Origin of the sequence: Gluconobacter sp. OJA, assembly GCF_039638325.1 — a bacterium.
Taxonomy (GTDB): Bacteria; Pseudomonadota; Alphaproteobacteria; order Acetobacterales; family Acetobacteraceae; genus Gluconobacter; species Gluconobacter cerinus.
Map to the genome: position 1 here is coordinate 623,206 of NZ_JBDIWI010000001.1, position 26,572 is coordinate 649,777.

Below are 26,572 nucleotides of genomic sequence, written 5' to 3' on the forward strand. Positions count from 1 at the left end.
ATGTCACGCAACAAGCTTCTGACCCTCGCTCTCAGCACCTGTCTGTCACTTACGGCCTGCACCGTCGGGCCGAATTTCAAGCCAGACAAGATCAAGGTGCCCGACACCTTTGTCGAGCAGCCACAATCGGTGACGGCAGCCGAGATCGCGCGGACCGAAGCAGACATGAAGGACTGGTGGGCCCAGTTCCATGACCCGATGCTGAACGAGCTGATCGAGGCCGCGGTCAAGGGCAACTATGATCTGCAGATTGCATCGCAGCACATCATTTCGGAACGGGCTGTCCGGCGGCAGGCTCAGGCAGCGTGGTATCCGCAGCTTGATGCAGCTATGGGCGGTGGCGATGACCGGTATTCCATCAATGTCGACAACTGGCCGCTCCGCCCTGGAAATCCGGCAAACCGGCCTCAGGCTTCGGTTCTGACCTACGGTGCTCGCGCCAGTTGGGAAATCGATCTGTTTGGGCATATTTCCCGGCAGGTCGAGGAACGTAAGCGGCTCGTTGAGGAATCTCTGGAAAACCGTCGCGCTATTCTGTTGTCGCTGCTGTCCGAAGTCGCATCAGACTACGTGACGTTGCGCGGTATTCAGGAACGGCTTGCAGTCACGGAACACAGCATCGATGTGGCACAGCGTTCCCGCGAGCTGACTGAAAAGCTTTACACGCACGGCTTGGGTAATACGTTGGCTGTAGCGCAGGCACAGACGGAAGAGCATCTCGAGCGCTCGCGGCTTGCTCCACTGCACTCGCAGGAAGAGCGCCTGATCCATGCCATTTCCATTCTGCTGGGTGAAATGCCCGGCAAGCTGGAGGAAGAGCTGGACGTGCGGCGCCCTCTGCCGTCTGTTCCTGCGTTCCCGGCGTCCCTGCCGTCCATCGTCTTGGCAAATCGCCCGGATATTCGGGCCACGGAAGCGCATTATGCAGCGGACATGGCTCAGGTCGGTGTGGCGGTTGCCAACCTCTATCCGAAGTTCATGATCCCGCTGACGTTCAATCCGAACGCTTCTGCCGCCTATCAGGCGTTTCAGATGGGAGGTATGGCCTGGAGCTTCATGATGATGGCTTCGCTGCCCATCATTCATGGCGGTCGTTATACAGCAGAAATTGCTCAGGCTCGTGCAGAAGCCGAGGCGAGCCGTCTGGTGTATCGTAAAACCGTGCTGAAGGCCTTCGCTGAAGTTGAAGATTCAATGGGTGACTGGCGCCATGACAATGAGCTTGTCACGCAGCTTGAAGAAGCCGCGACGGATTCCGGTCTTGCCCGCGATCGTGCTCAGAAGCTGTTTAGCGCTGGTCTGACCGGGTATCTGAATGTTCTGACAACTGAGCAGACCGCACTTTCTGCTCAGGATCAGGCAGTTGTGGGACGTATGGCCCGTCTGCGTGACGCCATTTCGCTTTATACGGCTATGGGTGCGGGCTGGCAGGGCCGTCAGCTCACCGATACGCGTCTGCCAATTGAAGTTGGAAAGCAAAACGCGCTGGTACGGGCCTTTACGCGCTAGGACAGGATTGGCTCGCAACAGGGCAAGAACAGTTTGAACGGAGTCCTGCCATGATGCCTGTCTTTCTGCGATCATTTGCTCTGCTGGCTGCAGTTGTGTTGGGAACTGGTCTTTCCGAGGCAGCAACTGAGCGTGATCTTGAAGCGCCCGGCCCGCTTGGGCCATTATCTGGCACTTATCTTGACGCGGGGAAAACAGCGCCCGTTCTTCTGCTCGTCCCTGGCTCTGGCCCTACAGACAGAAACGGGGATTCAGCGTCTGGCCTCAAGCCCGGAACTTTGAAGCTGTTGGCTGAGGGCGTGGCTGGGCGGGGTATTTCAACGGTTCGCGTTGATAAGCGTGGTATGTTTGGAAGTGCACGAGCTGTCGCGAACGGGAATCACGTTACCATTCAGGACTACGTGACGGACGTTCAGAACTGGATCTCTGTCATTCGCAAAGAAACGGGGACACGTTGCGTCTGGCTTGGTGGGCATAGTGAAGGCGCACTGGTCGTACTTGCTGCATCTCAGCATAGCCAGGGTGTCTGTGGTTTGATCCTGTTGTCAGGGCAAGGGCGACCAATGGGTGAACTCATCCGAGCGCAGCTTCACGCCAATCCGCGCGCGCAGACGGTCCTTCCACAAATTGATAGCACCATTGATGCTCTTGAAGCAGGCCACCGTGTTGATCCGCTAACGTTACATTCCGGTTTACAGGCTTTGTTCAACGCGGACGTGCAGGGATACCTGATTGATGTCATGCGTTATGATCCTGCTGCGCTTCTGAGGGCGTATCATGGCTCCGTTCTGCTGGTGCAGGGTGGAAAGGATCATCAGATCAGCCCGACAGAAGATCTGCCTTTGCTACAGGCTGCTGACCCTCGCGCGACGACTGTTTATCTGCCCTCTGCAAGTCACTTTCTGACGGACATGCCGGGTGTTGATTCCAAAACCATGAGCGGAGCTGGCCTTCCTTCTTTCGGCCCTCTTGATCCAGATCTGGTGCCGCATGTCGCGGAGTTTGTCCTCGGTCATTGACCCGAAGCGATCAACGTCACACATCTGAAAGTAATGGAGGAATAAACCAATGGCACAGGATGGTCACCCGGCTGAGGATTACCTCAGACCAAAGCTGGACAGTCTGATTGAAGAAGGTGTGAGCGCGGGATTTTCGCGTGATGTCGTACTTGCCGTACTGATTGATCTTCTGGATGACGGCGCAGCAGATGATGCGGAGTTGAGATGAAAGACCCTTATTCAGTTCTTGGGGTTTCCAAGACGGCCACGGACAAGGAAATCCGCAGCGCATACAGGAAGCTGGCCAAGCAATACCATCCGGACCACAACCCCGACAGCAAGGACGCGGAAGAGCGGTTCAAGGCTGTAGGTCAGGCGTATAACATCGTCGGAGACAAGGAAAAGCGTGCGCGCTTTGACCGTGGCGAGATTGATGCCGAAGGGCAGGAGCGTGGCCCGTTTGGCGGTGGTGGCTTCGGTGGCGGCGGTCCGGGAGCCGGGGCACATGGCTTTCAGGGAAATTTCAATCAGGAAGATCTGGGCGCGTTCTTCTCCGACATGTTTGGTGGCGGTGGATTTAGTGGGGACTTCCAGCCCGGTGGTGCGGCAGGACGTCGGGCCACGAAGGGCTCTGACCGCCGTTTTTCCGTGACCATTACCTTTGAACAGTCCGTTCTTGGGACGTCTCTGGATCTGGCTTTGGGCGAGGGCGGCCATACGGAAGTTCGTATTCCGCCGGGTGTCGAAGAAGGACAGACCCTGCGTGTACGGGGCAAGGGCGCGCCAGGTCGTCCGGGTATGGATGGTCAGCCGGGTGTTCCAGGTGATGCGCTGCTGACGATTTCGGTCACGCCAGACAAGCGTTACGTCCGCGATGGTCGTAATCTACGCATGACCCAGAATGTTGATCTCAAGACAGCTGTTCTGGGCGGGAAAGTGACCGTGGCGACACCGAAGGGCGACGTCGCGGTGAAGGTGCCCAAACATTCCGACAGTGGGAAAGTTCTCCGTCTTGCCGGTCGTGGTATTGGCGCTGACAAAAAGAACCCCGCAGGTGACCTGTTCGTGACGTTGCAGGTGCATATCGGGACGGTTTCTCCTGAACTGGAAGCCTTCTTCGCTGAGCAGGAGGCCTGATCATGGGAATGATCCGTCGCGCAAAAGCACGTATTCCAGACTGGCCATGGCGTCAGATTATTGGTGGCATTTTCGCCATCATCTTCGTTGTCGTGCTGAGCGTGATCGGATCCCATGCCCTCATCCTCGCCGGGGAGTGGCATTTGCCCTAAGATAAAGCCCGTCTTTGTTTCTGACGGGTTTTTCATGACCTCTTATTCTACACCTGCCTCCGGGCAACCGCTGGCGACGACACGTCGTCGCGCCTTTACCGTTGTGCTGGCAATCGAGCTGTGGGAACGGTTCGGTTATTACGGCATGCAGGCAGTTCTGACGCTGTTCATGGTCCAGCAGCTTCGAATGGCCGATACCACGGCCAATCTGATGCTGGGGGCCTTCTCCGCCCTGACCTACATCACGCCTGTTCTGGGTGGCGTGCTGGGAGATCGTTTTCTCGGGACGCGGCGCACTATGGTTATGGGAGCTATTTCCCTTGCCATCGGCTACGCCTGCCTTGCCGCTTCTCTGACATCACCGACACTGCTCCTGCTGGCCATGGCGCTGATTTCTACAGGAAATGGCCTCTTTAAGCCGAATGCGGGTAATCTGGTTCGCCGGATTTATGAGGGGGATAATGCCGCCCTCGATGCGGCGTTCACCCTCTATTACATGTCCGTCAACGTTGGCTCCACGGTGTCGATGCTGCTGACACCATGGCTACAGGTTCACTATGGCGCACCTGTTGCTTTCGCGACCTGTTCGGTCGGGTTGGTGATTGGGTTGCTCTATTATGTGTGGCGTTCGGGATGGCTTGCCCAGACAGCCAGTCCTTTGGAAAAAGAGCGCGTGCCTGCCAGCCGTTTTGCTCTTGTGGGGCTCGGACTCCTTGCGCTGACTGTTTTTAACGCCTGGATCATGAGCAGCGACGGCCTTGCCCGGATCTGTATTTTTGCTGCCGCTGTGTTGCTGTTTCTGTCCTGGGTCGTCCTGTACGTCCGTGCACCGGGAGAAGAGCGACCGGGTTTGCGGCTTACATACATGCTGTGCCTGCAGGGAACGATTTATCTCGTCTTTTATCAGCAGATGATCACGTCCTTGACGTTGTTCGCACTGCGAGATGTCTCGGGCGACTTCAGCATCGGCGGCGTAACGCTTTTTCATATGTCTGCCGGGCAGTTTCAGGCTCTTAATCCGATCTGGATTATGGCGATCAGCCCACTACTGGCGATTTTGTATAATCGGCTGGGCGCACAGGGGCGGGACCTGTCGCTGGCTCGAAAAATGCTGATTGGCTACGTGATGGTGGCTATGGCTTTCGCGGTTTGGTGGCTCTCTGCCGTCGGAACGACAGGTTTGGTTTCCCCCTGGATTATGGTCGCGGGCTACGGACTTCTGTCTTTCGCCGAGTTGCTGACAAATGGTTTGGGTCTGGCGATTGTGGCCCGCTATACGCCCGGGCGTCTAAGTGGCTTCATGATGGGCGCACTTTATCTGCTGTGGGGCATTGCGATGTATGTGGGCAGTGTCATCGCCAACCGGGCGGCCATGCCTGCCGATATGGCAGCTTCCGCGGGAAATGCCCTGTATGCCAGTTTGTTCCGGACGTTGTGCGAAGTGGCGGTTGTTGTGGTGGTGATTCTGGCCTGCCTGGAGCCTTTGACACGCCGTTGGGACCGAGAACACATAACTGTGAACAGGAAACTTTCGCCGAATTGAACCATGTGAAGGTTTTGTAATTCGGGAGAAAACCTAGGAAAAAGATTAGACATGATCTGAAGTGATGCGGCGGAAGTGTCGCATTACGAAAACAACCGTCTTCCTCTCTCTATTCCGGACCGGCATCGGCCTGTATGGGAAAGTCATTCATGATTTCCGGTTACAGGCGACGTGAGAAGGAGACGCGGGAAAAGATGCAGAGGTTTAAAAGCGGTTTGACGAAGGCTCTGGGGGCGGCCTGTCTTTTGAGCACGACGCTCTCCACACCCCAGATTGCATACGCCGAGACGGCTTCTGCATCTGATCAGGGAAAACCTGGTCAGCCTCGCGCCCATAATAGTGCGGGGCACCCGGTTCTTCGCACCCGGTCCATCCAGCCAACCCCTCTGCTGGTCAAACCCGCTCCGACCCCGTCGCACCTTGCTGACGTGCAGCCTTCAGATACGACAGAAAACCGCTTCTTCCCGGCCAGCTTCCATGACTGGCTGACGCAGAGCACCATGACCGGTGACTGGGGCGGATATCGCACCTGGCTTACGGAAAAAGGGATCAACATCGGTGGTCACTTCCTGCAGGACAGTGCAGGAAATCCGATGGGTGGTAAGGCCAAGACCGTTCGTTATGCGGATGAATTCGGTCTTAACATCGATCTCGATCTGAAGCGTCTGACCGGCTGGAACCTTGGCCTGTTCCATTTCCTCAGTACTGCCCGTCAGGGGCTGGGTATCGGTGCCAAGCTTCCGGCGCTGGATAGCCCGCAGCAGATCTTTGGATCTGGTGAGACCGTGCGTCTGACCCGTCTTTCGTGGGAGATGCCGTGGAACCGGTATGTTTCTACCGAAGTCGGTGAAATCAACACTGAGAATGATTTCGAGCAGTCGTCCATGTACTGGGGCATGAGCCAGTACTGCCAGTTCGAGTCCAACGCCATCTGCGGTATGCCGCAGTCTGTCGCAATGAACTCGGGCTACGGATATTACCCGACGGCGCATCCGGGTGCCTGGGTGAAGTTCTACCCTGCCGGAAACAATCATTACCTGATCCAGTTTGGTGCGTATTCGGTCGATCCGACCATCGCCAACACGCATAATGGCTGGAAAATGAACCTTCATGGCGCAACGGGGACGTATGTTCCGTTTCAGCTTGGATGGCATCAGGGCGGTAAGGACGATTACAGCGGCCCGCTTCAGACCAACATCAAGATTGGTGGCTACTGGGATTCTTCTCAGGTCAAGAACGTCTATGGCCAGCTTGGCACATTCGGTGTTCCGACAGAGTATCTGATTTCAGCGCCGACCCAGCAGGTTCGTGGCCGTTTTGGTGGCTGGTTCCAGTTCGACCGTATGCTGGAACGTGACAAGGCTGATCCGAACCGTGGAACATCGTTCTTCGGATCTTTCACCTGGGGTGATCCCCGCACCGCGATTGCACCTTACTTCATTACGTGGGGCATCACGCGTAAGGGGACCTTCCCGAGCCGACCCAATGATACGATCAGCCTTGGCATGAAGATGCTGTGGGTGAACCCGAAGCTGACGATCTGGGCGCGACAGATGCAGGCTGCCGGGGCAACAAACCTGTTCAAGCCCTCTGAAGAGCATGCCATTGAATTGAACTATGGCTGGCGTCCGACCCCGTGGCTCGTGATCCGGCCGGGTGCGCAGTATCTTATGCATCCCGGGGGCACCAATCGCTACAAGAATGCTTTGCTGCTTGATTTTGAGACGGGCATTACCTTCTGATTTCTTTGGCAAAAGCCAGACATGAAAAACGCGCCACCCGATCAAGGTGGCGCGTTTTTTTTGTGCCAGTCGTCTGACGTGAAATCAGAGGTCGGTCGTGAAGGAAAACTTGAATGTCCGGGGCAGGCCTTCAAGCAGATAGCCGTTGAAGGACGAAGACCAGTAGCGTGTGTTGGCGATGTTATCGACGCCAAAGCGCAGAGTGACAGGCTTGTGGTACGTCGTGAACGTATAGCGTGCGGCCAGATCAAAGCGCGTCCAGACGGGCAGATGCAGGGTATTGGCTGTGTTGACCCACTGCTTGCCTGTATTGACGACACGCCCGACAACCGTGGCTCCCTTCAGGAACGGGAGATCGTATTCCAGATTGCCGTTGATCGTATAATTCGGAATGCCGATCGCTGAATTGCCATTCTGCAGGCCGCCGGCCGTGTGGCGCAGGTCCGCATCAATCAGCGTGCCGCCGCCATTGAATCTCAGTCCCGGCAGAATCTCTCCATTTACGGTGAGTTCGATGCCACGGTTTCGCTGCAAACCGTCCTGTTTGTAAACGGAATACCCCGTGCCTTCGATGGGCACATTATAAGAATTGGGGCGTGAAATCTGATAAAACGCCAGAGCAGCGCTGAAGCGACCAATGTCGTACTTGGCGCCGATTTCATACTGGGCAGACTTATAGGGCGGGAAAATCTGTCCGACGTTCTGGGCACTCGCAGGGGCGGTATCACCCTGAGACATGCCCTCAATCCGGTTGAAGTAAATGGACGTCTGACGCGTCGGGTGAATGACAAGCCCGACAACAGGCGTAATCGCATCCTGGTTATACGGAGTGCTTAACGAGCCTCGGCCGGTTGTGCTGTAGTTGTACCCGTTGATCATCATGTTCTGGTAACGGAAGCCCCCGGTAAGGGCGACGCGACCATTCAGGAAAGACATCGTGTCAGAGAAAAACAGGCTGTACAGGCGTGTCCAGTTTGTCGTCTGCGGATCGTTTAAAACACCCCCAACGAAAGTCTGAGCCGGGGAGGCAAACTGCGGTGTCTTGTAAATGTTCGTGGTCGGAGAGGTCAGAGCCATGGCGTAGGCCGCAGCTGAATCTTCCCAGAGCGCGGAGCCACCGGCATTGACTTCGTGCTTGATGAAGCCCGTTCGGAAGTGTGCACGAACGCCGGCGCGGGTGCTCTCATTCGTCTGATTGTAAGGCACATACATGCTGCCCGCAGTTGCAGCGCCGGTGGCTGCATCCGTTAGGGTCGGGCTGGAATAGTTGCCCTTCTCATTCGCGTTCAGGGCACCAAAGGCCCCATACAGGGTCACATTTTTGGAGAGATCATGCTCAATGTTCAGCATGCCAAAAATGTAGTTCAGGTCATTATACGCCCATTTCTGACCGAAATTGTGAGACGGGGCGACCGGGCGCGGAACGCTGGTGACAGATGAACTCAGCATCAGCCCAGGGCGGCCACCATCAACGCCCTGATTCTGATAGTTCATGTCCATCGAAATGCGTGTGCTGTTATCGCGACTGTGCCAGTCAAAATCAGCCCCCAGAGCGGTGGAGTGCCGGTATTCATTATTGATGGAATCTTCGCCGGATTGTCCGGCAACGTTCAGGCGAACACCGAACTGCTTCTCCGTTCCAAAACGACGGCCCACGTCAATGCTGCCGCCTCCCATGGCGCTGCTCGTGTAGTCTCCCGTCAGACGGGTGATGGGGGCATCCGTCGCATGTTTGAACATCAGGTTAATGTTGCCGCCAATAGCAGACCCACTCGGTGCAGCGCCGTTCAGGAACGCGCTGGCGCCGTTAAGAACCTGAACACTGTCGTAGAGCTGGGGTGAAACAAGCTGTCGGGGCGTGATGCCGTAAAGACCATTGATGGCCACGTCATCACCGTTGACGGCGAAACCGCGGATGACAAACATTTCCGAGAAGTTGCCGTATCCATACGTCGTGCGAACGGATGGATCATTTTCCAGAACCTGTCCCAGTGTCTGGGACTGCTGGTTCAGGATCATGCTGGAAGAATAACTGCGAATGTTGAAGGGCACATCCAGGCCCTTCTTGTTTCCGAGTGCACCAAGCTGTCCGCCACTCGTGACTTCCATCTGGTTCCGGCGCTTGGCCTTTACGATGATTTCTTCATCGGTCGGCGCGGATGATTTGGCCGCGCTGGGCGCTGCCGCAGCCTTGTTGGGCGCCACCTGGGTCTGGTTCGGCAAAGGACTTGCTGCATAGGCGAAAGCGGGAAGGGTTGTTCCGGCCAGCAGCAGGCAGGCCAGGTGCCTGCGATGGCGAGCAGGTCTGGGGCGGGAAAGCAGATATGCGCGCACGGAAAGAAGCCTCGATTGGAGGGGAAGATGTGCGCTACATACGGTAATGAGAATTAATCTCAAATAAATCAATGTAACTTAATATGACTGCGTCTGCGTGCGGGATGCGGGCATAAAAAAAGCGAAGCCTTTTTCGGGCTTCGCTTTGTCGTGGTTTGTTCGTCGCTAATTCAGAGCACGACGGTGAACTGAACCCCCAGCACAGCGGCATCACGAAATGTCGTCGTCGCGCTGGGGCGTTGGATGTACTGGAAGTCAGGCTGGATCGCCATCGCACGGGCCACATGCGCGCTATAAAACAGTTCGTACACGTTCTCATGGCTCTGCGGGCCATAGACTGTGCCCCACTGGTTATCCTGATAGGGCAGGTTGAGCTGCTTGGAGGATTCCTGCTGCAAGGCTGCTGTAGTGCTCATATCGAAGTGCTGCCACATGGCACCGACAGTATCGAGCGGACGGCCCCACGCTTTGCCCGTATCAATCATGCCGACCCATGTGTGGTCTCGCATGGCGACGGTCTTGCCGTCACTGTACATGGCGCCCGCCATAAGGATCAGACCGTTGGTATCACCCGGACCGTTGCGCATCAGCATCTGATCCATGATCAGCCACGCACTGTTTCGCCCGGCTTCATAGCGGCGCGGTAGGCCGGTCTGCTGCCATGAGTTCCCGTGAATGTCTTCGTACAGGTTCAGATAGCGTGAATTGTCGTAGGAATATCCAAGCTCGTAATGACCAACGAGATGGTTTTTCCCAAAACGGGGAATCCAGCCGATTTCGACAGGGGTTGAAAACTTCCCCAGCCCCGATTGCGCCCAGGACCAACCGGAAATGCCGCCGTTGTAAGCATGCGGGCTGACGGCGAAGAGGCCACCCATAATATACGTGTTGGCCGTTGGCATGACCCGGGCAATGGCTGCAAGGTTACCGGACGGCCAGTCGCGGTTGCCTTCCGTGTACTTATTTGGTGCTGGATTTCCGCAGACGGCGACGTTCATGAAGTCGCAGAAAAGTGGCGAGGCAGCAAAGAAAGAACCGACCGGAATCCAGCCTGCGCTGATATCGATACGGTTATGGTAAAAGGATGCCTCTCCATACATCGACACGAGATGCGCTACGACGTTGCCACGTGCACCATAGATTTCCTGCACGGGCGCAATGGAATCCCCGAACATCCGGGACACGTTCTGGCCATGTCCGTTGACGATCAGCGTATGCGTCCAGAAGTTTTTGATACCGGCCATCTTGTCCCAGTCGATATCCACTTCGACGCCGACCTGCCCCGTATCCGAATAGGCGCGGTCTTTACCGCCCGTCACATTGCCGGCGAATTCTTCGTTAACTGCAGCGAGGAGGTGAATGCCGTGATTGACAAGCCATGGCTGGATGCCGCCCCAGTCTCCGAAGAAATGCTGTGATCCCATGGGGGCTGCGAAAAACGCACCAGGGTCTTCAACTTCGTCAGGCGTGCCAGCACTGCGTACGCCGCGCATGTTGTTTTGCAGGATGGGAACGCGTCGCCCTGTATCCATAGGGTGAGACGTCAGTTCGGATTTGCTGTTGCCTGCCGAGGGTTCCGCCGACGGGCCTGCCGTCGGGGTTGAACCTGAAGGCGAGGCCGACTGACCCCAGGCTTGGCCTGGCGCAAAAGCCAGTGTCGAGGCGGACAGGAGTCCCAGAAAAACGGTCCGCAGATGTCCGGAACGAAAAAGGCGAGCGTGATCAGTCAGCACGACCATAAGGCAGCGAATCTCTCTTCTGTCTGATGATGGCGAACAGGAAGACGGTCTTCTTCGAAGACTTTCCCACAGGGGGGGCGAAGAAAATGAATTCCAATTTATGGAGTGAGAGGTGGTGTGTCGCAGACCGCCCGACCCGCTGTCAATGCGTGCAAGGGAACTAAAGTGGTTTGGTCTTTGACCATGAGAAGTGTGACATTGTGTGGATGGAGACCATCATGGTCCAGATAAAGGGCAACTCCCGGAGCATTATGGCGTAAGACAATCTCTTGATTTTTTGTTTTTTTACAGGAGGCAGCATGAGGTTCTCTCGTTCCATGCTGACACGTGCAGGAGTGGGTCTTGCCGTGGGAGCGATTTTAACGACCGGTTCGGTTTTGGCCGAGCCCGCTACAGGTCCAGTCGCTCCCCCCCCTGTTCCCGCTCTCGATTCCCCTCTTCAACTGGGCTCGGTGTCTGTGGAGGGGAACAAGCGTGTTGCGTCTGCGGATATTCTCGCAGCATTCGGCTATCACGACGGCCAGAACGTCACACGTGCGAAGCTGGCAGACGCACAGAAACAGGTCGCGACGCTGTATCAGTCACGCGGTGTTGGGGCGGACCTTGGTGAGCAGTTGCATATCTCCGCCAACAAGGTGGATGTGAAGCTGCTTATGAGGGAGCACGATCAAAGGACTGCCGAGGCTGGCACTGCTGGACTGATTGTGGATAAGGTCGCTTTCGAGGGGAACCGAAAAGTACCAACGCCTGCTCTGGCAGCAGCAACCACCCTTCAGGATGGCGCAGCGATCTCGGATCAGGCTTTGGCTGCGGATGAAGTGGCGATCGAGAAAGTCTATCGGGAAAACAAGCTCGGCGCTCAGATCCAGCCACAGGTTGTTTATCCGAACCATGATAATCATCTGGTTCTGGTCTGGCAGATCCGTGAGCAGAGCCCGCGCTCAGACGGGGAATAACCCGCCTGAAGAATTAGGTCAGGGTCTCCGGATCCAATGACTGGGGGGTCAGGACACCCGGAAGATAAAGTGGGTGTTCTGGCCGTCCTGTCTTGCTCAATCTTAATGCCGTCACCTTCACGCCATGGTGCGCCAGCATCCGGGCCACAGCAGTGCCCCGAGGCCGAAGTGCCTTTGCCTGTGGTGCACCGTAAGCCAGCACGACAAGATCAGCTGCCTTTGCCATTTCAAGAAGATGCCTGTCGTTGTCAGGCCCAATGGGATCATCGACTTCCAAAAGGCGTTTCTGATCCGTGCAGCGGTAGGCAAAACTGTTGCCGACGAAAATTCCACCGTAACCCCATGCACGCGCATAGCGCTGGCATTTGGCGACCGTTCGGTCGTCCCCGAGTTCTGTGGCCACTGACGGGTTCATCATCAGCCACATGACCATGGGTTTCGTCTCGTCCCATACGCGCTTCAAGGTGTAACGGTAACAGTCGCCCGGGCCGTCGTAGAGGGCTGTACTGATGACGTCTTCCGACAGCCGAAGCGGGCGTGAATCACCAACATGATGCTGCCCAAAAAGGTCAGCAGGCTCCCCTCCGCTCTGAAACGGTGTGGAGCGGGAAGGGCGCGGCATAGAAGACATTCCGGTGTGTGGTAAACTTAGTGGGCAGCCTGAAGCGCCTTGACGGCAGCCAGTGTGCGCTCGACATGGCCATCCGGGGACATGGACGCATAGGAGAGGGCAACATGCCCATCCGGCGCAATCACGTAAGAGGTGCGGCTGGCCATATGCAGAAGAGGCATCTTGGCCTTGTAGGAATTGGTGATGGTCCCGTCAGGATCCGCGGCAACGGGAAATGCGCTCCGGCATTCACTGACGGAGAAACGGGTCAACTTGTCGATCGGGTCCATGGAGATCCCGATAACCGTTGCGCCCATCGCCTTGAATTCGGGAACAGCCTCGGCGAATTCATGTGCCTCGATAGTGCAGCCTTTGGTGAAGGCGGCAGGGTAAAAGTAAAGGACGACCGGACCCGTTTTTAAGGCCTCGGCCAGATGGTAGCTGAACTCATGTCCTGCCATGCTCGCCTTGGCCGTGAAGTCTGGAGCATGGGCTCCTGATTCCAGAGCAGCGTGAGCTGGAGAAGGGAGGGTGCCAATCATGGCAAGGGCACAGAAAGCAGAAATTGGCAGAAAGCGACGCATAGGATGTGCTCTGTTCCCTGAAGGTAACGGTTTAGAATGCGCCGGGCGGAACCACGACGCATGGTGAACCGTGCGGCAGACGGTGGCAGGCCGCAAGAGCATTTTCATGTGTCAGGCCGGTCAGGCGGGCACGATAGAGGTGTCCCTTGCCTGTTTTGACGCTGGCAACCTGTGTTTTCGCAGACGCGACAACTGCTCCGCCCTGACTATGAGCCTGAGACGCGGCTGAAGTGGCCTGTCCGGAATTGGCAAATGCGCCGACCTGAATGGCCCATGTTTTGGGGCCACTCGTTTCCTGTGGTGCGGCGATGGTGGCGTGATGCATTGTCGGTGCAGGGGAAGACAGTCGGTACTGCTGTCGTGAAGCAGGCATGACGGCCATGATCGGCTGGGGCTGCAAATGGTGCCCCATCGGAATTTCCTGCGCCGTGACCTGGCTGTCGGCCAGTTCGGTATCCATGCTGTTTGCGACTGGTGGGTGATAGGCCACTTTCTGCACAGTGGGAGCTGGTGATGTGATACCCCGCGCTGCCCACGCCGCGCTGACACTGTTTGGTTCTACCGGTGCGGCAGAGGCTACAACCACAGGCGCTGCGGGAGCGACTTGTGTTTCGGACACGGTCTCATCTGAAGACGAGCTATCGTCAGACGAACTGTCTGCTGATGAATCTTTGTGAGACCAGGCTGCACGGATCGACTGACTGGCAGGCGTGGTGGGAGCAGTATTTTCTGCGACCTGGATCTGGGCGTTTGGATCATGCTGGGAGACCAAAAGGTCTGCGGCCGACCGGTTATGAGGGGTCACGCCTGCGATGCGTGGACCGATTGCTGCCACATAGCGGCGTGTCTCGCGCGGCAGTGGACGTCCGCGACGCAGATAGCTGTCTAGGCTTCCAGGGCCATCGTTGTAGGCGGCGAGAAATCCTGGAGAACCATAGATTTCGTACATCTGCCGAAGATATGCCGTGCCTGCGAGAATATTATCGTGCGGATCAAACGGGTCGTCGCCGAGGCCGTATTGTTGGCGCATGTCATCATAAGTTGGCGGCATAAGCTGTAACAGGCCCATGGCACCCGGCGTCGAAGTGATGAAATTGCCATTGTGGTCGTAAAGGTGGCCGCCGGACTCCTGCTGCATGACCGCCCGGATCCATGCTTCTGGAATATCGAACCGAGCAGAGGCTTCCTGAATGTATGGCCCCCATGGATCGCTGGGTGGGCCAGGCGGAGCGTAATAGGATTTCGCGTGAGCGCGATATTTCGCGGCTTCCTGAGAGACCGGAACCTGCGAGGTAGAACTCATGTCTGGTGTACCGGCACAGGCCGCGAGAAGGCCGATCAGACCAAGTGCCAGACCGGAACGGAGAGCGGTCAACGGGCGAAGAGTGGTCTGGAACGGCACGGCGGGTCTGGGCATCGGGGCAGGGTACCTGACAAGGGAAGAACTGTCGCAACCCCCAGACAATACACAGGGATTACGGCAAAACTAGGAAAAATGACGAAAGGTTTACGTTTGTCGCCTACTTTTTCGCTTCGAAGCTGTTCGACGAGAGATGGTGAAAGGGTGCTTCTTCATCAAGGGGAAGACTGCTTGCGGGAACAGAGTCTATCGGCTAGGCGAACCAGATGAACTCATCTTCCCCGGCCCCCAAAGAGCCAGAGATGCAACGGCTACCGAAGCATGATCTGAGCCCGCTGAAGTTCGACCAGCGTCGCGGGAGCCCTGCTGCCCGGGCCTGGGATGATTTTCGCGGAGCCTGCAAGCTCTGGCGTCTGGGCGTTATGCTGGGATGGTTGGACATCAAGCTTCGCTATCGCGGATCAGCGTTGGGTCCATTCTGGCTGACCATTACATCCGCCATCATGGTTGCATCCATGGGCGTTCTGTACAGTCGTCTCTTTCATCAGGATATGAAGGTTTACCTGCCGTTTCTGGCGCTCTCCCTGACGCTCTGGCAAACGGGGTTATCGAGCCTCCTTCAGGAATCCTGCACCAGTTTTCTGGATGCAGAAAGCATCATACGCTCCAGTCGTCTTCCTTTGCTGCTTCAGGCCATTCGGGTTGTGGTCCGTAATGCGATCGTCTTTGCTCACAACATCATAGTACCTGTGGGTGTTTTCGCGATCTATCATGTCTGGCCGGGGTCTACGGCGTTGTTGGCGCTTCCTTCACTCCTGCTATGGGGACTGGACGGATTTGCGGCCTGTATGCTGCTGGGCTCGCTCTGTGCGAGGTTTCGGGATGTGCCGCCGATTATCGGGGCGCTCCTTCAGATCGTGTTCTATGTGACGCCTGTCATTTGGCAGCCGCAGCAGCTGGCGGGGAAAGCACGGTATCTTCTGTACAATCCGTTTTATGCCCTGCTGGAAGTCGTTCGTGCTCCGCTGTTAGGGCACATTCCTTCGATCGGCGTCTGGCTTGTAGCTCTGCTGACGAGTGCGGTCTTCTGGGTTATCGCGATATGGGCTTTCGTCCGCGTGCGCTCACGGCTGGTATTCTGGATCTGACATGACGCATATCCGCCTTGAGAATCTCTCCTTGTCGTTCCCGGTTCTGCACGGGGCTTCTCGCTCTTTGAAGAAAACCCTGCTGGCGCGTGCCAAGGCCACCGTCACGAAGCCTGCATCTGTTGGCGGAAGAATGCGTCTCGGTGCAGTCGCCTCGGATGCCGTGCTCGTGCAGGCGCTGTCAGGACTGACATTTCAAATCAATGGAGGTGAGCGCATTGGCCTGATCGGCCATAACGGCGCTGGTAAAACAACGCTCCTGCGTGTGCTGGCCGGGATCTATGAAACAGATGACGGTTATCTGGATATCGAGGGCGACAGTCATGCGCTCATTGATCCGCAGTCTGCCATGAACCCTGAGTTGAGCGGGCGCGAAAACCTCAATCTCTTTGCATGTCGCATTGGTTTGCCCAAAGGGCAACTTCCTGCTTTGGAAGCCGATGTCGAAGCTTTTGCGGAGCTGGGGCCATTTTTTGATCTGCCCGTTCGACTCTACTCGTCCGGGATGAGCATTCGGCTTGGATTTGCTTTGGCTACGGTTCCCCGTCCACGCATTCTGCTGATGGATGAATGGTTCATGGCAGGGGACCAGCGCTTTCAGGAAAAGGCGAAGGAGCGGATGGCAGGCATGGTTGATGCCGCTGAAATTCTTGTCGTGACATCGCATTCCCTGCCTGTGCTCAAGCAGTGGTGTACGCGCATCCTCTGGATGGAAAAGGGGCAGATCCGCATGGATGGTCCGACGGACACTGTGCTTGAAGCGTATGAGGCCTCACTGGCCTGAGGTCAGCTGTTATTTGGTCTGGTCTCAAGGGTGCGGTAGGATCAACTTCGAGTTTGACCATCACCATGGAGACTAATCATGTCTTATGCCGCTATTGATGCAGCCCGCGTTGCCAAAGCTGCAAAGTCTGCCCTTCAGACACTTGCGACCGTCAAGGAGCAGTCAGAAGCTCATCAGCGTAAGACGCTCATGATCGAGCGGATCGAAGCCCTCGCCACGGCTGCGGCTGAAACCAAAGACTGCAATGCGATTACCCTGACATCCGAAGAATTCTGGATGATCTCCAAAAATTGGTAAAAGCCAGCAGGACAGGCGGGTCAAGACCCGCCTGTTAGCCTTGGTAAGAGGCAATTTCCACAAGGTTGCCGTCCGGGTCCCGGCAATAGACCGAGGTGATTGGACCTAGCGCGCCCAGGCGCGAAACCGGACCTTCCACAACGACAACACCGCATTTTTCGAGATGCCGCACAACATCGTCACTTGAGATGGCTGTTGTGAAGCAGAGGTCGGATGTGCCGGGCTGCGCGCCCTCGGCCGTTTCCCAACCCTCTGATCCTTCAGGGCGAAGATTGATCTTCTGGCCGCCGAAGCAGAGAGCAACACGGTTATTCCGGCCGTATTCCTCAATATCCATGCCCAGAACCCGCTGGTACCAGGATGCCGAAACAGTTCTGTCCCGTACGGTCAGAACGATGTGGTCAAGGCGATCAACGGTAAAGCGCATGATTGTCCCTCAAGAAAACGGCGCCCGATGGTCCTGATATTATCATCAGGACGCAGAAACCGTCAGGCCTCGGTGCCCTGTTCGGGCGGGAAATAATAGCTCAGGTTGGTGGGCGCTTGCGGAATGCCGCCAAGCTGACGACTTCGGCATCTTTCTTCTCTTCCTGAGGAGGCTCTTCGATCGTCACCTCGGGGTGGTGTGCCGGATCGATATCATCTGGCTCTACCGCACCTTCAGGGATCTCGATGTCCTCGTCGTCATCGACCATGCTGCTGACGAAGCGCAGCGCCATCCGGATATGCGGATCGGCAAAGGCCGTAATGGCGGCGACCGGGATGACGAGGATGCTGCCAACGCCCCCGAACGACAGACCAACGGAAATGACATTCTTTTCGCGATCCAGCGCCAGATCCCAGAACTGGTGCTGAAGAACGATCGTCATCTCTTCCGGATACTGGGCGCGGAGACGGGACGGAATGATCACGTCCGGACGATTGGTGCGGAAGGTCAGATAGAAATGGTGAGCACCGGGAAGTCCCTCAGCCGCAACGTGCTCAATGGCGCGCAGCATGACTTCACGATAGGCGTCTTCCACCCAGTCGTCATAGGGAAGAAGGCTTTCGGGCAGGTCATGCTCAAGGCCGTCCTGGCCGGTGTGATCGTCGTCGCTCATGGTCGCAGGCCTGATGTTTCAGTCAATCAGGTCAGGGATGCGACAGACCAGCCAGAATGGCAAGACGTTTTGCACAAAAGGAAAAATGAGGTGGGAGGGCTTCTGTTGCCCGGTGCCCTCCCGAACCGCGCTTATCGCTTATGCAGCGACAGCGAGCACCTCAGAGTTATCATTGGCACTTGTAAGTTTAGCCCGATGACGGTGGTACAATACCGGGCAAAAGATAAGTCTTTACCATGCGCGTCGAGCCTGTTTCGTCCCCACAGATCCCTCTTGCGAGAGATTTTTCTTGGTGGAGACGCCGGGCACTGCCCCCGGGTCCACAACACTTATTTCACTTACCGTTTATCGCCATAGCCGGGGACGAACCCCTTGCACTGCTGAACATAGGAGTGCTGTTGCCGTCCTGCAAGGGGAAAAGACGAAGCGCATGATGATGCCGCCCGGACTCGTCTCTTGCGGTGGCGGGAGATGTTTCGTCATGCTAGAGCCGCGGCCTATGGCACTGACATCCGAACAGCGCGCTGAGATCGAAGCTCAGCGCAACGAGCCCCAGCTGACCTCCCGCCCGACCGTTCCGGCGATGGAGAAACTTCTTTTCACGCCCATCGAGGTGCTGGATCATGGTTTCCTGCGCGTCGTCGATTATATGGGCGATGATGGAGCCGTCGTTCAGGCTGCCCGGGTGTCTTATGGGCGTGGCACCAAGAAGGTGTCTGAAGATGCCGGACTGATCCGCTATCTGATGCGTCATCGGCATTCGACGCCGTTCGAGATGTGCGAAATCAAGTTCCACGTGAAGCTTCCGGTTTTCGTGGCACGGCAGTGGATTCGTCATCGCATGGCGAGCGTGAACGAATATTCCGCGCGCTATTCGATTCTCGACCGTGAGTTCTATCTGCCAGCTCTGGATCAGGTTGCATCGCAGAGCGCCTCGAACCGTCAGGGACGCAGCGAAGCTCTTGATCCGGAAACAGCAGAGCGCGTGCTTGAGATTCTGCGTCGTGACGCCAGCCAGTGCTACGATGATTATGAATCGATGCTGGACCCGGAGGGCACTGGCCTGGCCCGTGAACTGGCGCGCATGAACCTAACGCTGAACACCTATACCCAGTGGTACTGGAAGATCGATCTGCACAATCTGATGCACTTCCTCGCCCTGCGCGCGGATCCGCATGCGCAGTACGAGATTCGTGTTTATGCAGAAAAGATGATTGAGCTCCTGCATGCCTGGGTGCCGGCAACGGCTGCTGCATTCGAAGAATATCGTCGCGGAGCCTTCACGTTCTCAGCGGGGATGCTGAGCGTGGTGCGCCGCCGTCTGGCGGGAGAGGCCGTGACACAGGAAACGTCCGGGCTTTCCAAGCGCGAATGGATCGAGATGAACAACATTCTCGAACCAGAAGCCTGAGATAACCGAAAATCGTGAACGATTTTGACAAGCTCCTGCGAGAAGCTCCTTCCGTGCAAAGTGAAACTTCGGCTGAAATAGAGCCGCAGTTACCACGGATCTGGCCTTGGGCGATTCTCGCAGGGCTGCTCATTCTTGCGTCCGTGTGCATCCACATTTTCTGGCCTGCACCGGCACACAAGCATATGGCCCTTTGTAAAAAGGGCCTGACTGAACACTGCTATAAAATTGACCCCACCGCCGAAAATTGAGTTCGTATTTCGGTGAGTAAAATGGTCGGTGGATTTCCTGTTTTCCGGAATCGCTGTTTCTGAACGGATTCTACGGAGAACGAATGTGGAATCACGTCGGACTCACATTTCGTAGATCTTAATCAACAAACTTATCCACAGGGCTTGATCCCCCAAAGAGGAGGTCGACGGCATGCACGATTTTTTTTGGAGAATCGCGTAGAATGCTTGATTTTCTGGGAAAAATCGTGGTGCCGGGTGAGGGATTTGAACCCCCGACCTTCGGTTTACAAAACCGCTGCACTACCACTGTGCTAACCCGGCATCCACAGCCCGGCTTTTTCCACGCCGAGACCCCTTTGGTCAAGCTCCTGAGTGTCGATTCTGTAATTTTATCGTGTCGCAGGGGTCATGAGGCTCGGTGGCGGCGGAAGATGGGAGGAGTTATTCGTGAAGCCGTAGCCGTCTGAAGAAAGCCCATGATGGACTACAGGCGGCTTAGCACAAGCCGATAGAAGTAGTGCTGTTCCCAGCAGGAGAAGACGGGTCATGAGGAAGCCTTTTCATCAGAGTGGCTGAGGGCCTCGGCAATAGTCGTGGCGAGGGCCGTGTAGGCACGGGCAGCTTCGCTGTCAGGTGCCGAAAGGATAATGGGCGTGCCCTGATCACCGCTGGCCCGGATGTCAGCTAGCAGAGGAATTTCGCCGAGGAAGGGTACGCCCAAACGTTCGGCCTCTTCTCTGGCGCCACCGTGGCCGAAAAGCTCAGTGCGGTGATTACAATTGGGGCAGCAGAAATAGGACATGTTCTCCACAACGCCGAGGATGGGGGTTTCCATCCGTTCGAACATGGAAACGCCACGTCTTGCATCCAGCAGCGCAATGTCCTGAGGCGTGGAGACAATAACAGCCCCACCCTTGGCCATCTTGGCCCCAAGCTTCTGGGCCAGTGTCAGTTGGGCATCACCGGTTCCGGGCGGCATGTCTATGACAAGGACGTCCAGATCTCCCCAGTCCACTTCTCCAAGGAACTGGGTGAGGGCGCCCATGACCATGGGGCCACGCCAGATCATGGCCTGATGCTCGTCCACCAGATAGCCGATGGACATACTTTTCAGCCCCCAGGCTTCAATGGGAATGATCCGGCCTTCAATAACTTCGGGGCGTGTGTTGCGGCCGAGCATCCGCGGCAGGGACGGGCCGTAGATGTCTGCATCCAGCAGTCCGGTCCGGACACCTAATTTAGCCAGTCCGGCTGCAAGGTTCACAGCGGTTGTGGATTTGCCAACGCCTCCCTTGCCGGACGCAACAGCGACGACGGCTTTTACGCCCGGCAGAAGCGTCTCTGGAGCATGACGACTGGACGCATTCTGCCGTTTGCCGCCCAGATTGAACGGTCGGTGACCGCCCCCGGCTGCGGGAACTGGTGCGTTGGCCGGTGGTGGCGTGGTAGCGCGATGGGCTGTCAGGGAAATTGTTGCTCCCGTCAGGCCTGGAATGCGTGCGATCTCTGCTTCAACCTGAGGTCTGATCGGCTCCATGCGCGACACGTTGTCCCGCGAGGTGGCAAGGGTCACGTGCGCATGTCCATCGCGAACTGAAACACCTTCCAGCGACGCAAAGGACAATACATTCGATCCAAGGCCAGTTTGTTCGTTGTTCAGAATCTCGGAAATGCGTTTCTCGGCATTGGCATGTGATTCGTCAGAAGAACTGGTCGGGGGGAGATGATCGGTCATGCCAAGACTCTTTTTTCTGGGGGAACGGCCTGTCAGGAAGGAGAAACAGCGTAGCATACGCCCCTCCTGAACTACAGGATGGTGACGAAGGACTGTCTTCTGCGTTAGCGTGTCACCATGAGCAGATTGACCGCCAGCCTTGCCCTGTCCTGCGCCGTTTCCCTGGCGCTGTCCGTCACGACGGTACAGGCCCAGACCGCCCCGCAGCCCTCTCCGGCACCCGTTCCAGCCCCGCGCTCCGTTCCGTCCAGCTTTGCGGATCTGGCAAATCGCCTTCTTCCGTCCGTGGTGAATGTTTCCACGTCTGCTGTGCTCAAGCCCGGTAAGGATGAAGACAAGGGGCCGGACTCCAGTGGTCCGGATGGGCCGCAGGTGCCGCAGTTCCCGCAGGGCTCTCCGCTGGAAAAATTCTTTCACGACTACATGACGCATAAGCCGGCACCCAACCGGCCGCCGCGGCGGATGCAGGCTCTGGGATCAGGCTTTATTGTCGATCCGGCGGGCATCATCGTGACGAACAATCATGTCATTGAAGGCGCAGATCAGGTCTCCGTGACACTTCAGGATGGTACGGAGCTGCCGGCAAAGATTGTGGGGCGTGACAGTCAGGTTGATCTGGCCGTTCTGGAAGTCAAACCGAAACATCCGCTGCCGGCTGTTCCGTTAGGACACAGCGATGCCGCCAGGATCGGAGACTGGGTGGTGGCCATTGGCAATCCGTTCGGCCTGAACGGAACAGTCACGGCAGGTATCATCTCGTCCCGCGGACGGAATGTCGAACACGGCCTGTATGATGACTATATCCAGACGGATGCAGCCATTAACCGGGGAAATTCAGGCGGCCCGCTCTTTAATCTCTCGGGCGAAGTTATTGGCATCAACACCTTGATCTATGGTGGGGCCGGGGGTGATTCTATCGGGATCGGCTTTGCCATCCCGGCGGATGACGCGCGCGGCATCATTGATCAGCTTCGCAAGACAGGTCATGTGTCGCGCGGGTGGATGGGACTGAAGTTCCAGAATGTCTCCTACGACATCGCTGAGGACCTTGATTTCCACCAGGCGGACGGCACCGTCGGCAAGGGCGCTCTGGTATCTGAAGTGGGGCCGAAAAGTCCGGCAGCTCAGGCTGGCCTGCAGGTGGGCGACATCATCACGCGTGTGGGCAGTCAGGATGTGACGGGTCAGACCATGCCGCGCATCATTGCGTCCATTTTGCCTGGAACAAAGACAGAGCTGACCGTCTGGCATAAGGGCAGCATCAAGACGCTTCCGATCACGCTGGCACAGTCGCCAAACGCGCCAGATATGCCACCGTCCGACACGCATCAGCCAACGCATACGAAAGCAGCTTTTGGCGAGCTGGGTCTGGCGGTGCGTTCCATCGATGCAGAAATGCGCACCCAGTATGCTCTGACGGACGATCAGCGCGGCGTGCTGGTGGATCGGGTTGAACCGTCCAGTCCGGCCACATCTCGCGGGATTGCCGTTGGGAATGTGATTACGCAGGTTGGGCAGGATCAGATCGACACGCCGGATGCTTTTGCCAAAGCTGTGAGCCGCGCGCTGGAACAGAAAAAGAAAGAAGTTCTGCTGTTGGTGCAGGATGATGACGGGCTACGCTGGGTACCAGTTCCCTTTCTGGGGAACTGATCCGCTCAGCTTCTTAGGGTGTGAGGGGCGATGAAGAATTACGTCATCAGTCTTGCTTCCAGGCCAGACCGGCTTGCGCAGTTCAATGCCATAAATGCGCCGTTCCTCGACCAGATTACCGTTTTCCCTGCGACAGATAAAAATGATGTCAGCAAGCAGGCGGGTATTGATGCCGGTATCGTTTTAAATGACGCCGATTATGACGATACGGCGCTTGCCGTCGCGATGTCGCATCTGAGGCTATGGCAGCTCTGCCGGGACATCGGGGAGCCCATTATGGTCATGGAGGATGACGTTCATCTGTCTCCAGATTTCTGGAAAGACCGAGAGCAGGCGCTGACCACCAATCCTGATTATGATTTTCTGGCTCTCGGGTTCAACACGGATTGGCCGTTGGAGGTGGCGTTTGTTCCGGGCTCCATGAAGGCGACAATCATTTTTGATGAAGAGCAGCCAAAGTTCTTAAAAGGGCGTGCGTTCTGTTACCCGCAACTCAGTGCCTTCGCAGGCTGTTGCTGCTACGTTATCACGCCTGCCTGTGCAAAATTCTTCATGGAAAATATCTTTCCGATAAAGGACGGGTATTACGCTCTGCGGTATTTTACATCTCCCGTTTGTCGGGAATTTACCCGCATACGATGGACGAACGTTGGAATTGATGTTGCCATCAGCATGGTTCTGCAAGACGTCAGGTCCTACGTGTGTCTCCCTCCCATCGCCATTCCGGGGAATGACTGGTCCAGTTCTTCGTTTGAAAGAGGCGGGCATCTGATCTCGCTCTGAAACGGGTGGACGGAAGAACCGGGAAGCTCTTAAAGCGCTCATGACATGATGAGTGCTCTAAAAAAAATCACACAGACCTGGCTGATGGTCCCGCCGAAGGGAAGCAGCTGGCGAGAGGTTCTGCGACCCGCCACGCGCCAGACCATTCGCGTTCTGGTTTCGATCGTCACAGCCTGGGTTGTGGGCATGACCCTCCATCTTCAGGAAACAATCTGGGCGCTTGTGACCGCACTGATTGTTACGCAGTCCAGCATAACGCAGACAATGGCAACGGCCCGCGATCAGATTACCGGCACGCTGCTAGGCGCTGTCGCGGGGATCGTGGCGGTCTTGCTGGAAATGTGGACGGGTCTGCGGTGGCTGCCTTTCTGGATCGTTCTCGCGCCGTTGGCCTTCCTTGCAGCCGTTCAGACCAATCTGCGGTTTGCCTGTATCACCCTGATTATTGTGTATCTGTTTCCCAGCGAAGGCAGCCCGTTCCTGCCAATGGTCACGCGGCTGACGGCTATCATGATTGGTGTGGTCGTCTCTCTGGTGGTGTCTTTCGTGGTATTGCATAGCAGTGCCCGAAAGCAGGCTTTCCACACATCCAGCCGTATTCTGCGACGTCTGGACGGATTGCTGGAAGGCGCACTGGATCAGAAAACAGGCTGGCGAGAAATTGAAACCCGGAACGAAGCCTGTGTGGCCCTTCTGATCGAACTTGAAGGCGCAGTGGAAGAGGCCAGACGCGAGCGTTTCAGTGATCTGGAGAAGCGCGATCCTGTGCTTGCGGCACTTCCAAGGTTGATGCGGCGGCTCCTGAACGATACGATGCTGGTGGCTCGAGCAATCGCGACAGGCCGTGCAGCAGGGAATACAGGCCTTGTTCCACTCTACAAAAGCCTCAGCCACACGCTGAGAGCACTGGCTCATAGCTGTGAACAAAGATTTGTTCGCAAGCAGGACCGTCATCCGCATCAGCCGGAAGACAAGGACATTCTCGAACTTCTTCCACGGCTGGAAGAACAGACGCGGCCTGAAATGCGCTTCGTCATGTCTTTGTTCAAGGATGATCTGGAGCGCGCTGTAGGCGTTCTTATGCGGGATGATGCCAGTGCTGCCAAAGGGCTCTAGGCGCCATTTGATGGCGTTTTTTCGAAACCCGGTCGTGATCTCCCGCGTTTTCTGGAGAGCTCGGTGCATCTGCCCGGAAAACCGGCCCCCGTCAGAGGCTGGTCATTAGGAACGGAGAAATCCATGATTACGCACGAAACCCTCAAGTCTCTTCCCGCCGGTGTGCAGGCTCCGCCCTACGACATCAACGGGATAAAGCCAGGGATCGTGCATTTTGGTGTGGGCAATTTCTTTCGTGCCCATGAGGCATTCTATATTGAACAAATTCTCAAGGATGATCCCAACTGGGGCATCATTGGCGTCGGTCTGACGGGCGGTGATCGCTCAAAGAAAAAAGCTGAAGAATTCAAAAAGCAGGATTGCCTCTTCTCCCTGACGGAAACGGCACCGTCTGGCAAAAGCACTGTCCGCGTCATGGGCGCATTGCGGGACTATCTGCTGGCTCCGGCAGATCCGGAAGCCGTACTGAAGCACCTTTCAGACCCTACCATCCGGATTGTTTCCATGACGATCACCGAAGGTGGCTACAACATCAATGAATCGACGGGTGCGTTCGATCTTGAGAATGCGGCTGTTCAGCAGGATTTGAAGACGCCGGAAGCGCCGTCTACGATCTTCGGATATGTTGTGGAAGGACTGCGCCGTCGCCGGGATGCCGGGGGTAAGGCCTTTACGATCATGTCCTGCGATAATCTTCGGCACAATGGGAACGTCGCCCGCAAGGCGTTCCTGGGTTATGCAAAGGCGCGTGATCCGGAACTGGCTAAGTGGATTGAAGAAAACGCCACATTCCCCAATGGAATGGTGGATCGCATCACACCGACCGTGTCTTCAGAAATTGCCAAGCGCCTGAATGAGGCCAGTGGCCTGAGCGATGACCTTCCGCTCGTTGCTGAGGATTTCCATCAGTGGGTGCTGGAAGACAGCTTCGCTGACGGACGCCCGGCACTGGAGAAGGCCGGTGTCCAGTTCGTCGATGATGTGACGGACTACGAACATGTGAAGATCCGTATGCTGAATGCTGGCCACATCATGCTCTGCTTCCCTGCCGTTCTGGTCGGGTATGAAAATGTTGATGAGGCGGTTCGTGATGCGGATCTGCGGGGCAATCTGGAGAACTTCCTCAACAAGGATGTCATCCCGACCCTGGAAGCCCCGCCGGGCATGACGCTGGAAGGGTATCGTGACAGCGTGATCAGCCGCTTCTCCAACCCGGCGATGGCTGACCAGACCCTGCGAATTTCAGGGGATGGGTCCTCGAAAATTCAGGTCTTCTGGACGGAAACGGTGCGTCAGGCTCTTGAAGGCAAGCGGGATCTATCCCGAATTGCGTTTGGCATGGCCGCCTACCTTGAGATGCTGCGTGGGAAGAGCGAGAAGGGCGGAACGTACGAGCCGTTTGAGCCAACCTTCGGTGAGCAGCAGAAGGCACTCGCGAAAGCAGACGACTTTGAGAGCGCTCTGAAACTTCCCGCTTTTGACGCTTGGCGTGACCTTGATAATGCGACGCTTGATGAGAAGGTTATCGCGCTGCGCAAGATCATTCGCGAAAAGGGCGTCAAGGCTGCACTCCCAGCCTGAAACCGGGCAGCCTGATAGGTCTTTTAACCGCTTCTCTTTAGGGGGAAGCGGTTTTTTTATGGGCTGG

Annotated in this window: 25 protein-coding genes, 1 tRNA gene and 1 other RNA gene; 16 read left to right on the forward strand and 11 right to left on the reverse strand. The window is 56.6% G+C overall.

Translation table 11 applies throughout. The annotated features are described in order from the left end of the window. The 7 genes from ABDK75_RS02880 to ABDK75_RS02910 all read left to right on the forward strand — a co-directional run bounded on the left by ABDK75_RS02880 (nucleotide 1) and on the right by ABDK75_RS02910 (nucleotide 7,081). The gene (locus tag ABDK75_RS02880) at nucleotides 1-1,509 is read left to right on the forward strand and encodes an efflux transporter outer membrane subunit (RefSeq protein WP_099211840.1); all 1,509 of its coding nucleotides are present in this window, start codon (nucleotides 1-3) and stop codon (nucleotides 1,507-1,509) included. 50 nt (nucleotides 1,510-1,559) lie between these two features. Further along, entirely contained in the window at nucleotides 1,560-2,528 is a 969-nt protein-coding gene (locus ABDK75_RS02885; protein ID WP_346004931.1) for a serine aminopeptidase domain-containing protein, read from the forward strand. 49 nt (nucleotides 2,529-2,577) lie between these two features. Then, nucleotides 2,578-2,736 (forward strand): hypothetical protein, encoded by a 159-nt coding sequence (locus ABDK75_RS02890; RefSeq protein WP_167386127.1) that lies wholly within the window; start codon nucleotides 2,578-2,580, stop codon nucleotides 2,734-2,736. Further along, on the forward strand, nucleotides 2,733-3,644 hold the full coding sequence (locus ABDK75_RS02895; protein WP_099211842.1) for a DnaJ C-terminal domain-containing protein: 912 nt from the start codon (nucleotides 2,733-2,735) through the stop codon (nucleotides 3,642-3,644). Before ABDK75_RS02890 ends, ABDK75_RS02895 begins: the two co-directional genes overlap by 4 nt. A gap of 2 nt (nucleotides 3,645-3,646) precedes the next feature. Then, nucleotides 3,647-3,796: a hypothetical protein gene (locus tag ABDK75_RS02900; protein ID WP_167386128.1), complete on the forward strand. Its 150-nt coding sequence runs from the start codon at nucleotides 3,647-3,649 to the stop codon at nucleotides 3,794-3,796. A gap of 34 nt (nucleotides 3,797-3,830) precedes the next feature. Beyond that, nucleotides 3,831-5,339, forward strand: a complete 1,509-nt coding sequence (locus tag ABDK75_RS02905) for an oligopeptide:H+ symporter (protein WP_346004932.1) — start codon at nucleotides 3,831-3,833, stop codon at nucleotides 5,337-5,339. 194 nt (nucleotides 5,340-5,533) lie between these two features. Then, on the forward strand, nucleotides 5,534-7,081 hold the full coding sequence (locus ABDK75_RS02910; protein ID WP_046901006.1) for a carbohydrate porin: 1,548 nt from the start codon (nucleotides 5,534-5,536) through the stop codon (nucleotides 7,079-7,081). 84 nt (nucleotides 7,082-7,165) lie between these two features. Here ABDK75_RS02910 and ABDK75_RS02915 read toward each other — a convergent pair whose 3' ends face one another. Both ABDK75_RS02915 and ABDK75_RS02920 read right to left on the reverse strand, forming a co-directional pair. Then, nucleotides 7,166-9,415: a TonB-dependent siderophore receptor gene (locus ABDK75_RS02915; protein ID WP_099211846.1), complete on the reverse strand. Its 2,250-nt coding sequence runs from the start codon at nucleotides 9,413-9,415 to the stop codon at nucleotides 7,166-7,168. A 170-nt stretch (nucleotides 9,416-9,585) separates the two neighbouring features. Next, complete coding sequence (locus ABDK75_RS02920) at nucleotides 9,586-11,154, reverse strand: carbohydrate porin (protein ID WP_086633364.1); 1,569 nt, start codon at nucleotides 11,152-11,154, stop codon at nucleotides 9,586-9,588. Between the two features lie 299 nt (nucleotides 11,155-11,453). On the opposite strand from ABDK75_RS02920, the gene ABDK75_RS02925 reads away from it, so the two are divergent. Continuing rightward, entirely contained in the window at nucleotides 11,454-12,110 is a 657-nt protein-coding gene (locus tag ABDK75_RS02925; RefSeq protein WP_339408315.1) for a POTRA domain-containing protein, read from the forward strand. A gap of 13 nt (nucleotides 12,111-12,123) precedes the next feature. On the opposite strand, the gene ABDK75_RS02930 is transcribed toward ABDK75_RS02925, so the two are convergent. From ABDK75_RS02930 to ABDK75_RS02940, 3 genes are read right to left on the reverse strand one after another with little or no spacing between them, the layout of a single operon-like run. After that, complete coding sequence (locus tag ABDK75_RS02930) at nucleotides 12,124-12,732, reverse strand: DUF1643 domain-containing protein (protein WP_215751641.1); 609 nt, start codon at nucleotides 12,730-12,732, stop codon at nucleotides 12,124-12,126. A 26-nt stretch (nucleotides 12,733-12,758) separates the two neighbouring features. Next, on the reverse strand, nucleotides 12,759-13,304 hold the full coding sequence (locus ABDK75_RS02935; protein WP_211498701.1) for a peroxiredoxin: 546 nt from the start codon (nucleotides 13,302-13,304) through the stop codon (nucleotides 12,759-12,761). 31 nt (nucleotides 13,305-13,335) lie between these two features. After that, on the reverse strand, nucleotides 13,336-14,721 hold the full coding sequence (locus ABDK75_RS02940) for a lytic transglycosylase domain-containing protein (protein WP_346004934.1): 1,386 nt from the start codon (nucleotides 14,719-14,721) through the stop codon (nucleotides 13,336-13,338). A 209-nt stretch (nucleotides 14,722-14,930) separates the two neighbouring features. Here ABDK75_RS02940 and ABDK75_RS02945 point away from each other — a divergent pair, with 209 nt between their 5' ends. The 3 genes from ABDK75_RS02945 to ABDK75_RS02955 all read left to right on the forward strand — a co-directional run bounded on the left by ABDK75_RS02945 (nucleotide 14,931) and on the right by ABDK75_RS02955 (nucleotide 16,893). Then, a complete protein-coding gene (locus tag ABDK75_RS02945; RefSeq protein WP_046900800.1) occupies nucleotides 14,931-15,812 on the forward strand; it encodes an ABC transporter permease in 882 nt (293 codons plus the stop codon). Nucleotide 15,813: 1 nt separating this feature from the next. Then, a complete protein-coding gene (locus tag ABDK75_RS02950) occupies nucleotides 15,814-16,596 on the forward strand; it encodes an ABC transporter ATP-binding protein (RefSeq protein ID WP_346004935.1) in 783 nt (260 codons plus the stop codon). Between the two features lie 78 nt (nucleotides 16,597-16,674). Then, nucleotides 16,675-16,893: a hypothetical protein gene (locus ABDK75_RS02955; protein ID WP_046900802.1), complete on the forward strand. Its 219-nt coding sequence runs from the start codon at nucleotides 16,675-16,677 to the stop codon at nucleotides 16,891-16,893. Nucleotides 16,894-16,927: 34 nt separating this feature from the next. Here the strand turns inward: ABDK75_RS02955 and ABDK75_RS02960 are convergent, their stop codons facing one another. From ABDK75_RS02960 to ssrA, 3 genes are all read right to left on the reverse strand, one after another. Beyond that, nucleotides 16,928-17,320, reverse strand: a complete 393-nt coding sequence (locus ABDK75_RS02960; RefSeq protein ID WP_046900803.1) for a VOC family protein — start codon at nucleotides 17,318-17,320, stop codon at nucleotides 16,928-16,930. 100 nt (nucleotides 17,321-17,420) lie between these two features. Then, nucleotides 17,421-17,993: an SspB family protein gene (locus ABDK75_RS02965; RefSeq protein WP_046900804.1), complete on the reverse strand. Its 573-nt coding sequence runs from the start codon at nucleotides 17,991-17,993 to the stop codon at nucleotides 17,421-17,423. Nucleotides 17,994-18,082: 89 nt separating this feature from the next. Further along, nucleotides 18,083-18,409: a transfer-messenger RNA gene (gene ssrA / locus ABDK75_RS02970) on the reverse strand. A gap of 83 nt (nucleotides 18,410-18,492) precedes the next feature. Between ssrA and thyX the strand changes: the two genes are divergently transcribed. Further along, on the forward strand, nucleotides 18,493-19,404 hold the full coding sequence (gene thyX, locus ABDK75_RS02975) for an FAD-dependent thymidylate synthase (RefSeq protein WP_346005820.1): 912 nt from the start codon (nucleotides 18,493-18,495) through the stop codon (nucleotides 19,402-19,404). 479 nt (nucleotides 19,405-19,883) lie between these two features. Here thyX and ABDK75_RS02980 read toward each other — a convergent pair. The 3 genes from ABDK75_RS02980 to ABDK75_RS02990 all read right to left on the reverse strand — a co-directional run bounded on the left by ABDK75_RS02980 (nucleotide 19,884) and on the right by ABDK75_RS02990 (nucleotide 21,372). Continuing rightward, nucleotides 19,884-19,958, reverse strand: a tRNA-Thr gene (locus ABDK75_RS02980). Nucleotides 19,959-20,026: 68 nt separating this feature from the next. Continuing rightward, the gene (locus tag ABDK75_RS02985) at nucleotides 20,027-20,185 is read right to left on the reverse strand and encodes a hypothetical protein (protein WP_167386129.1); all 159 of its coding nucleotides are present in this window, start codon (nucleotides 20,183-20,185) and stop codon (nucleotides 20,027-20,029) included. Further along, the gene (locus ABDK75_RS02990; RefSeq protein ID WP_346004936.1) at nucleotides 20,182-21,372 is read right to left on the reverse strand and encodes an Mrp/NBP35 family ATP-binding protein; all 1,191 of its coding nucleotides are present in this window, start codon (nucleotides 21,370-21,372) and stop codon (nucleotides 20,182-20,184) included. The genes ABDK75_RS02985 and ABDK75_RS02990 overlap by 4 nt, the downstream gene beginning before the upstream one ends. A gap of 117 nt (nucleotides 21,373-21,489) precedes the next feature. Between ABDK75_RS02990 and ABDK75_RS02995 the strand changes: the two genes are divergently transcribed. The 4 genes from ABDK75_RS02995 (at nucleotide 21,490) to ABDK75_RS03010 (ending at nucleotide 26,505) form a co-directional block, all read left to right on the forward strand. Further along, the gene (locus ABDK75_RS02995; RefSeq protein WP_211498703.1) at nucleotides 21,490-23,025 is read left to right on the forward strand and encodes a Do family serine endopeptidase; all 1,536 of its coding nucleotides are present in this window, start codon (nucleotides 21,490-21,492) and stop codon (nucleotides 23,023-23,025) included. 30 nt (nucleotides 23,026-23,055) lie between these two features. Next, nucleotides 23,056-23,808, forward strand: a complete 753-nt coding sequence (locus ABDK75_RS03000) for a glycosyltransferase family 25 protein (protein ID WP_211501641.1) — start codon at nucleotides 23,056-23,058, stop codon at nucleotides 23,806-23,808. A gap of 84 nt (nucleotides 23,809-23,892) precedes the next feature. Continuing rightward, complete coding sequence (locus ABDK75_RS03005; protein ID WP_244591121.1) at nucleotides 23,893-24,924, forward strand: FUSC family protein; 1,032 nt, start codon at nucleotides 23,893-23,895, stop codon at nucleotides 24,922-24,924. Between the two features lie 123 nt (nucleotides 24,925-25,047). Beyond that, nucleotides 25,048-26,505, forward strand: coding sequence for a mannitol dehydrogenase family protein (locus tag ABDK75_RS03010; RefSeq protein ID WP_264649143.1), 1,458 nt, complete (start codon nucleotides 25,048-25,050; stop codon nucleotides 26,503-26,505). Nucleotides 26,506-26,572: the final 67 nt, after the last annotated feature.

Coding starts and splice junctions, on each gene's coding strand:
- ABDK75_RS02985 (WP_167386129.1), bottom strand. CDS start 20,185: ATGACCCGTCTTCTCCTGCTGGGAACAGCACTACTTCTATCGGCTTGT.
- ABDK75_RS02925 (WP_339408315.1), top strand. CDS start 11,454: ATGAGGTTCTCTCGTTCCATGCTGACACGTGCAGGAGTGGGTCTTGCC.
- ABDK75_RS02880 (WP_099211840.1), top strand. CDS start 1: ATGTCACGCAACAAGCTTCTGACCCTCGCTCTCAGCACCTGTCTGTCA.
- ABDK75_RS02920 (WP_086633364.1), bottom strand. CDS start 11,154: ATGGTCGTGCTGACTGATCACGCTCGCCTTTTTCGTTCCGGACATCTG.
- ABDK75_RS02900 (WP_167386128.1), top strand. CDS start 3,647: ATGGGAATGATCCGTCGCGCAAAAGCACGTATTCCAGACTGGCCATGG.
- ABDK75_RS02910 (WP_046901006.1), top strand. CDS start 5,534: ATGCAGAGGTTTAAAAGCGGTTTGACGAAGGCTCTGGGGGCGGCCTGT.
- ABDK75_RS03010 (WP_264649143.1), top strand. CDS start 25,048: ATGATTACGCACGAAACCCTCAAGTCTCTTCCCGCCGGTGTGCAGGCT.
- ABDK75_RS02990 (WP_346004936.1), bottom strand. CDS start 21,372: ATGACCGATCATCTCCCCCCGACCAGTTCTTCTGACGAATCACATGCC.
- ABDK75_RS02955 (WP_046900802.1), top strand. CDS start 16,675: ATGTCTTATGCCGCTATTGATGCAGCCCGCGTTGCCAAAGCTGCAAAG.
- ABDK75_RS02895 (WP_099211842.1), top strand. CDS start 2,733: ATGAAAGACCCTTATTCAGTTCTTGGGGTTTCCAAGACGGCCACGGAC.
- ABDK75_RS02905 (WP_346004932.1), top strand. CDS start 3,831: ATGACCTCTTATTCTACACCTGCCTCCGGGCAACCGCTGGCGACGACA.
- thyX (WP_346005820.1), top strand. CDS start 18,493: ATGGCACTGACATCCGAACAGCGCGCTGAGATCGAAGCTCAGCGCAAC.
- ABDK75_RS02950 (WP_346004935.1), top strand. CDS start 15,814: ATGACGCATATCCGCCTTGAGAATCTCTCCTTGTCGTTCCCGGTTCTG.
- ABDK75_RS03005 (WP_244591121.1), top strand. CDS start 23,893: ATGGTCCCGCCGAAGGGAAGCAGCTGGCGAGAGGTTCTGCGACCCGCC.
- ABDK75_RS02940 (WP_346004934.1), bottom strand. CDS start 14,721: ATGCCCAGACCCGCCGTGCCGTTCCAGACCACTCTTCGCCCGTTGACC.
- ABDK75_RS02930 (WP_215751641.1), bottom strand. CDS start 12,732: ATGCCGCGCCCTTCCCGCTCCACACCGTTTCAGAGCGGAGGGGAGCCT.
- ABDK75_RS03000 (WP_211501641.1), top strand. CDS start 23,056: ATGAAGAATTACGTCATCAGTCTTGCTTCCAGGCCAGACCGGCTTGCG.
- ABDK75_RS02885 (WP_346004931.1), top strand. CDS start 1,560: ATGATGCCTGTCTTTCTGCGATCATTTGCTCTGCTGGCTGCAGTTGTG.
- ABDK75_RS02995 (WP_211498703.1), top strand. CDS start 21,490: ATGAGCAGATTGACCGCCAGCCTTGCCCTGTCCTGCGCCGTTTCCCTG.
- ABDK75_RS02890 (WP_167386127.1), top strand. CDS start 2,578: ATGGCACAGGATGGTCACCCGGCTGAGGATTACCTCAGACCAAAGCTG.
- ABDK75_RS02935 (WP_211498701.1), bottom strand. CDS start 13,304: ATGCGTCGCTTTCTGCCAATTTCTGCTTTCTGTGCCCTTGCCATGATT.
- ABDK75_RS02960 (WP_046900803.1), bottom strand. CDS start 17,320: ATGCGCTTTACCGTTGATCGCCTTGACCACATCGTTCTGACCGTACGG.
- ABDK75_RS02965 (WP_046900804.1), bottom strand. CDS start 17,993: ATGAGCGACGACGATCACACCGGCCAGGACGGCCTTGAGCATGACCTG.
- ABDK75_RS02945 (WP_046900800.1), top strand. CDS start 14,931: ATGAACTCATCTTCCCCGGCCCCCAAAGAGCCAGAGATGCAACGGCTA.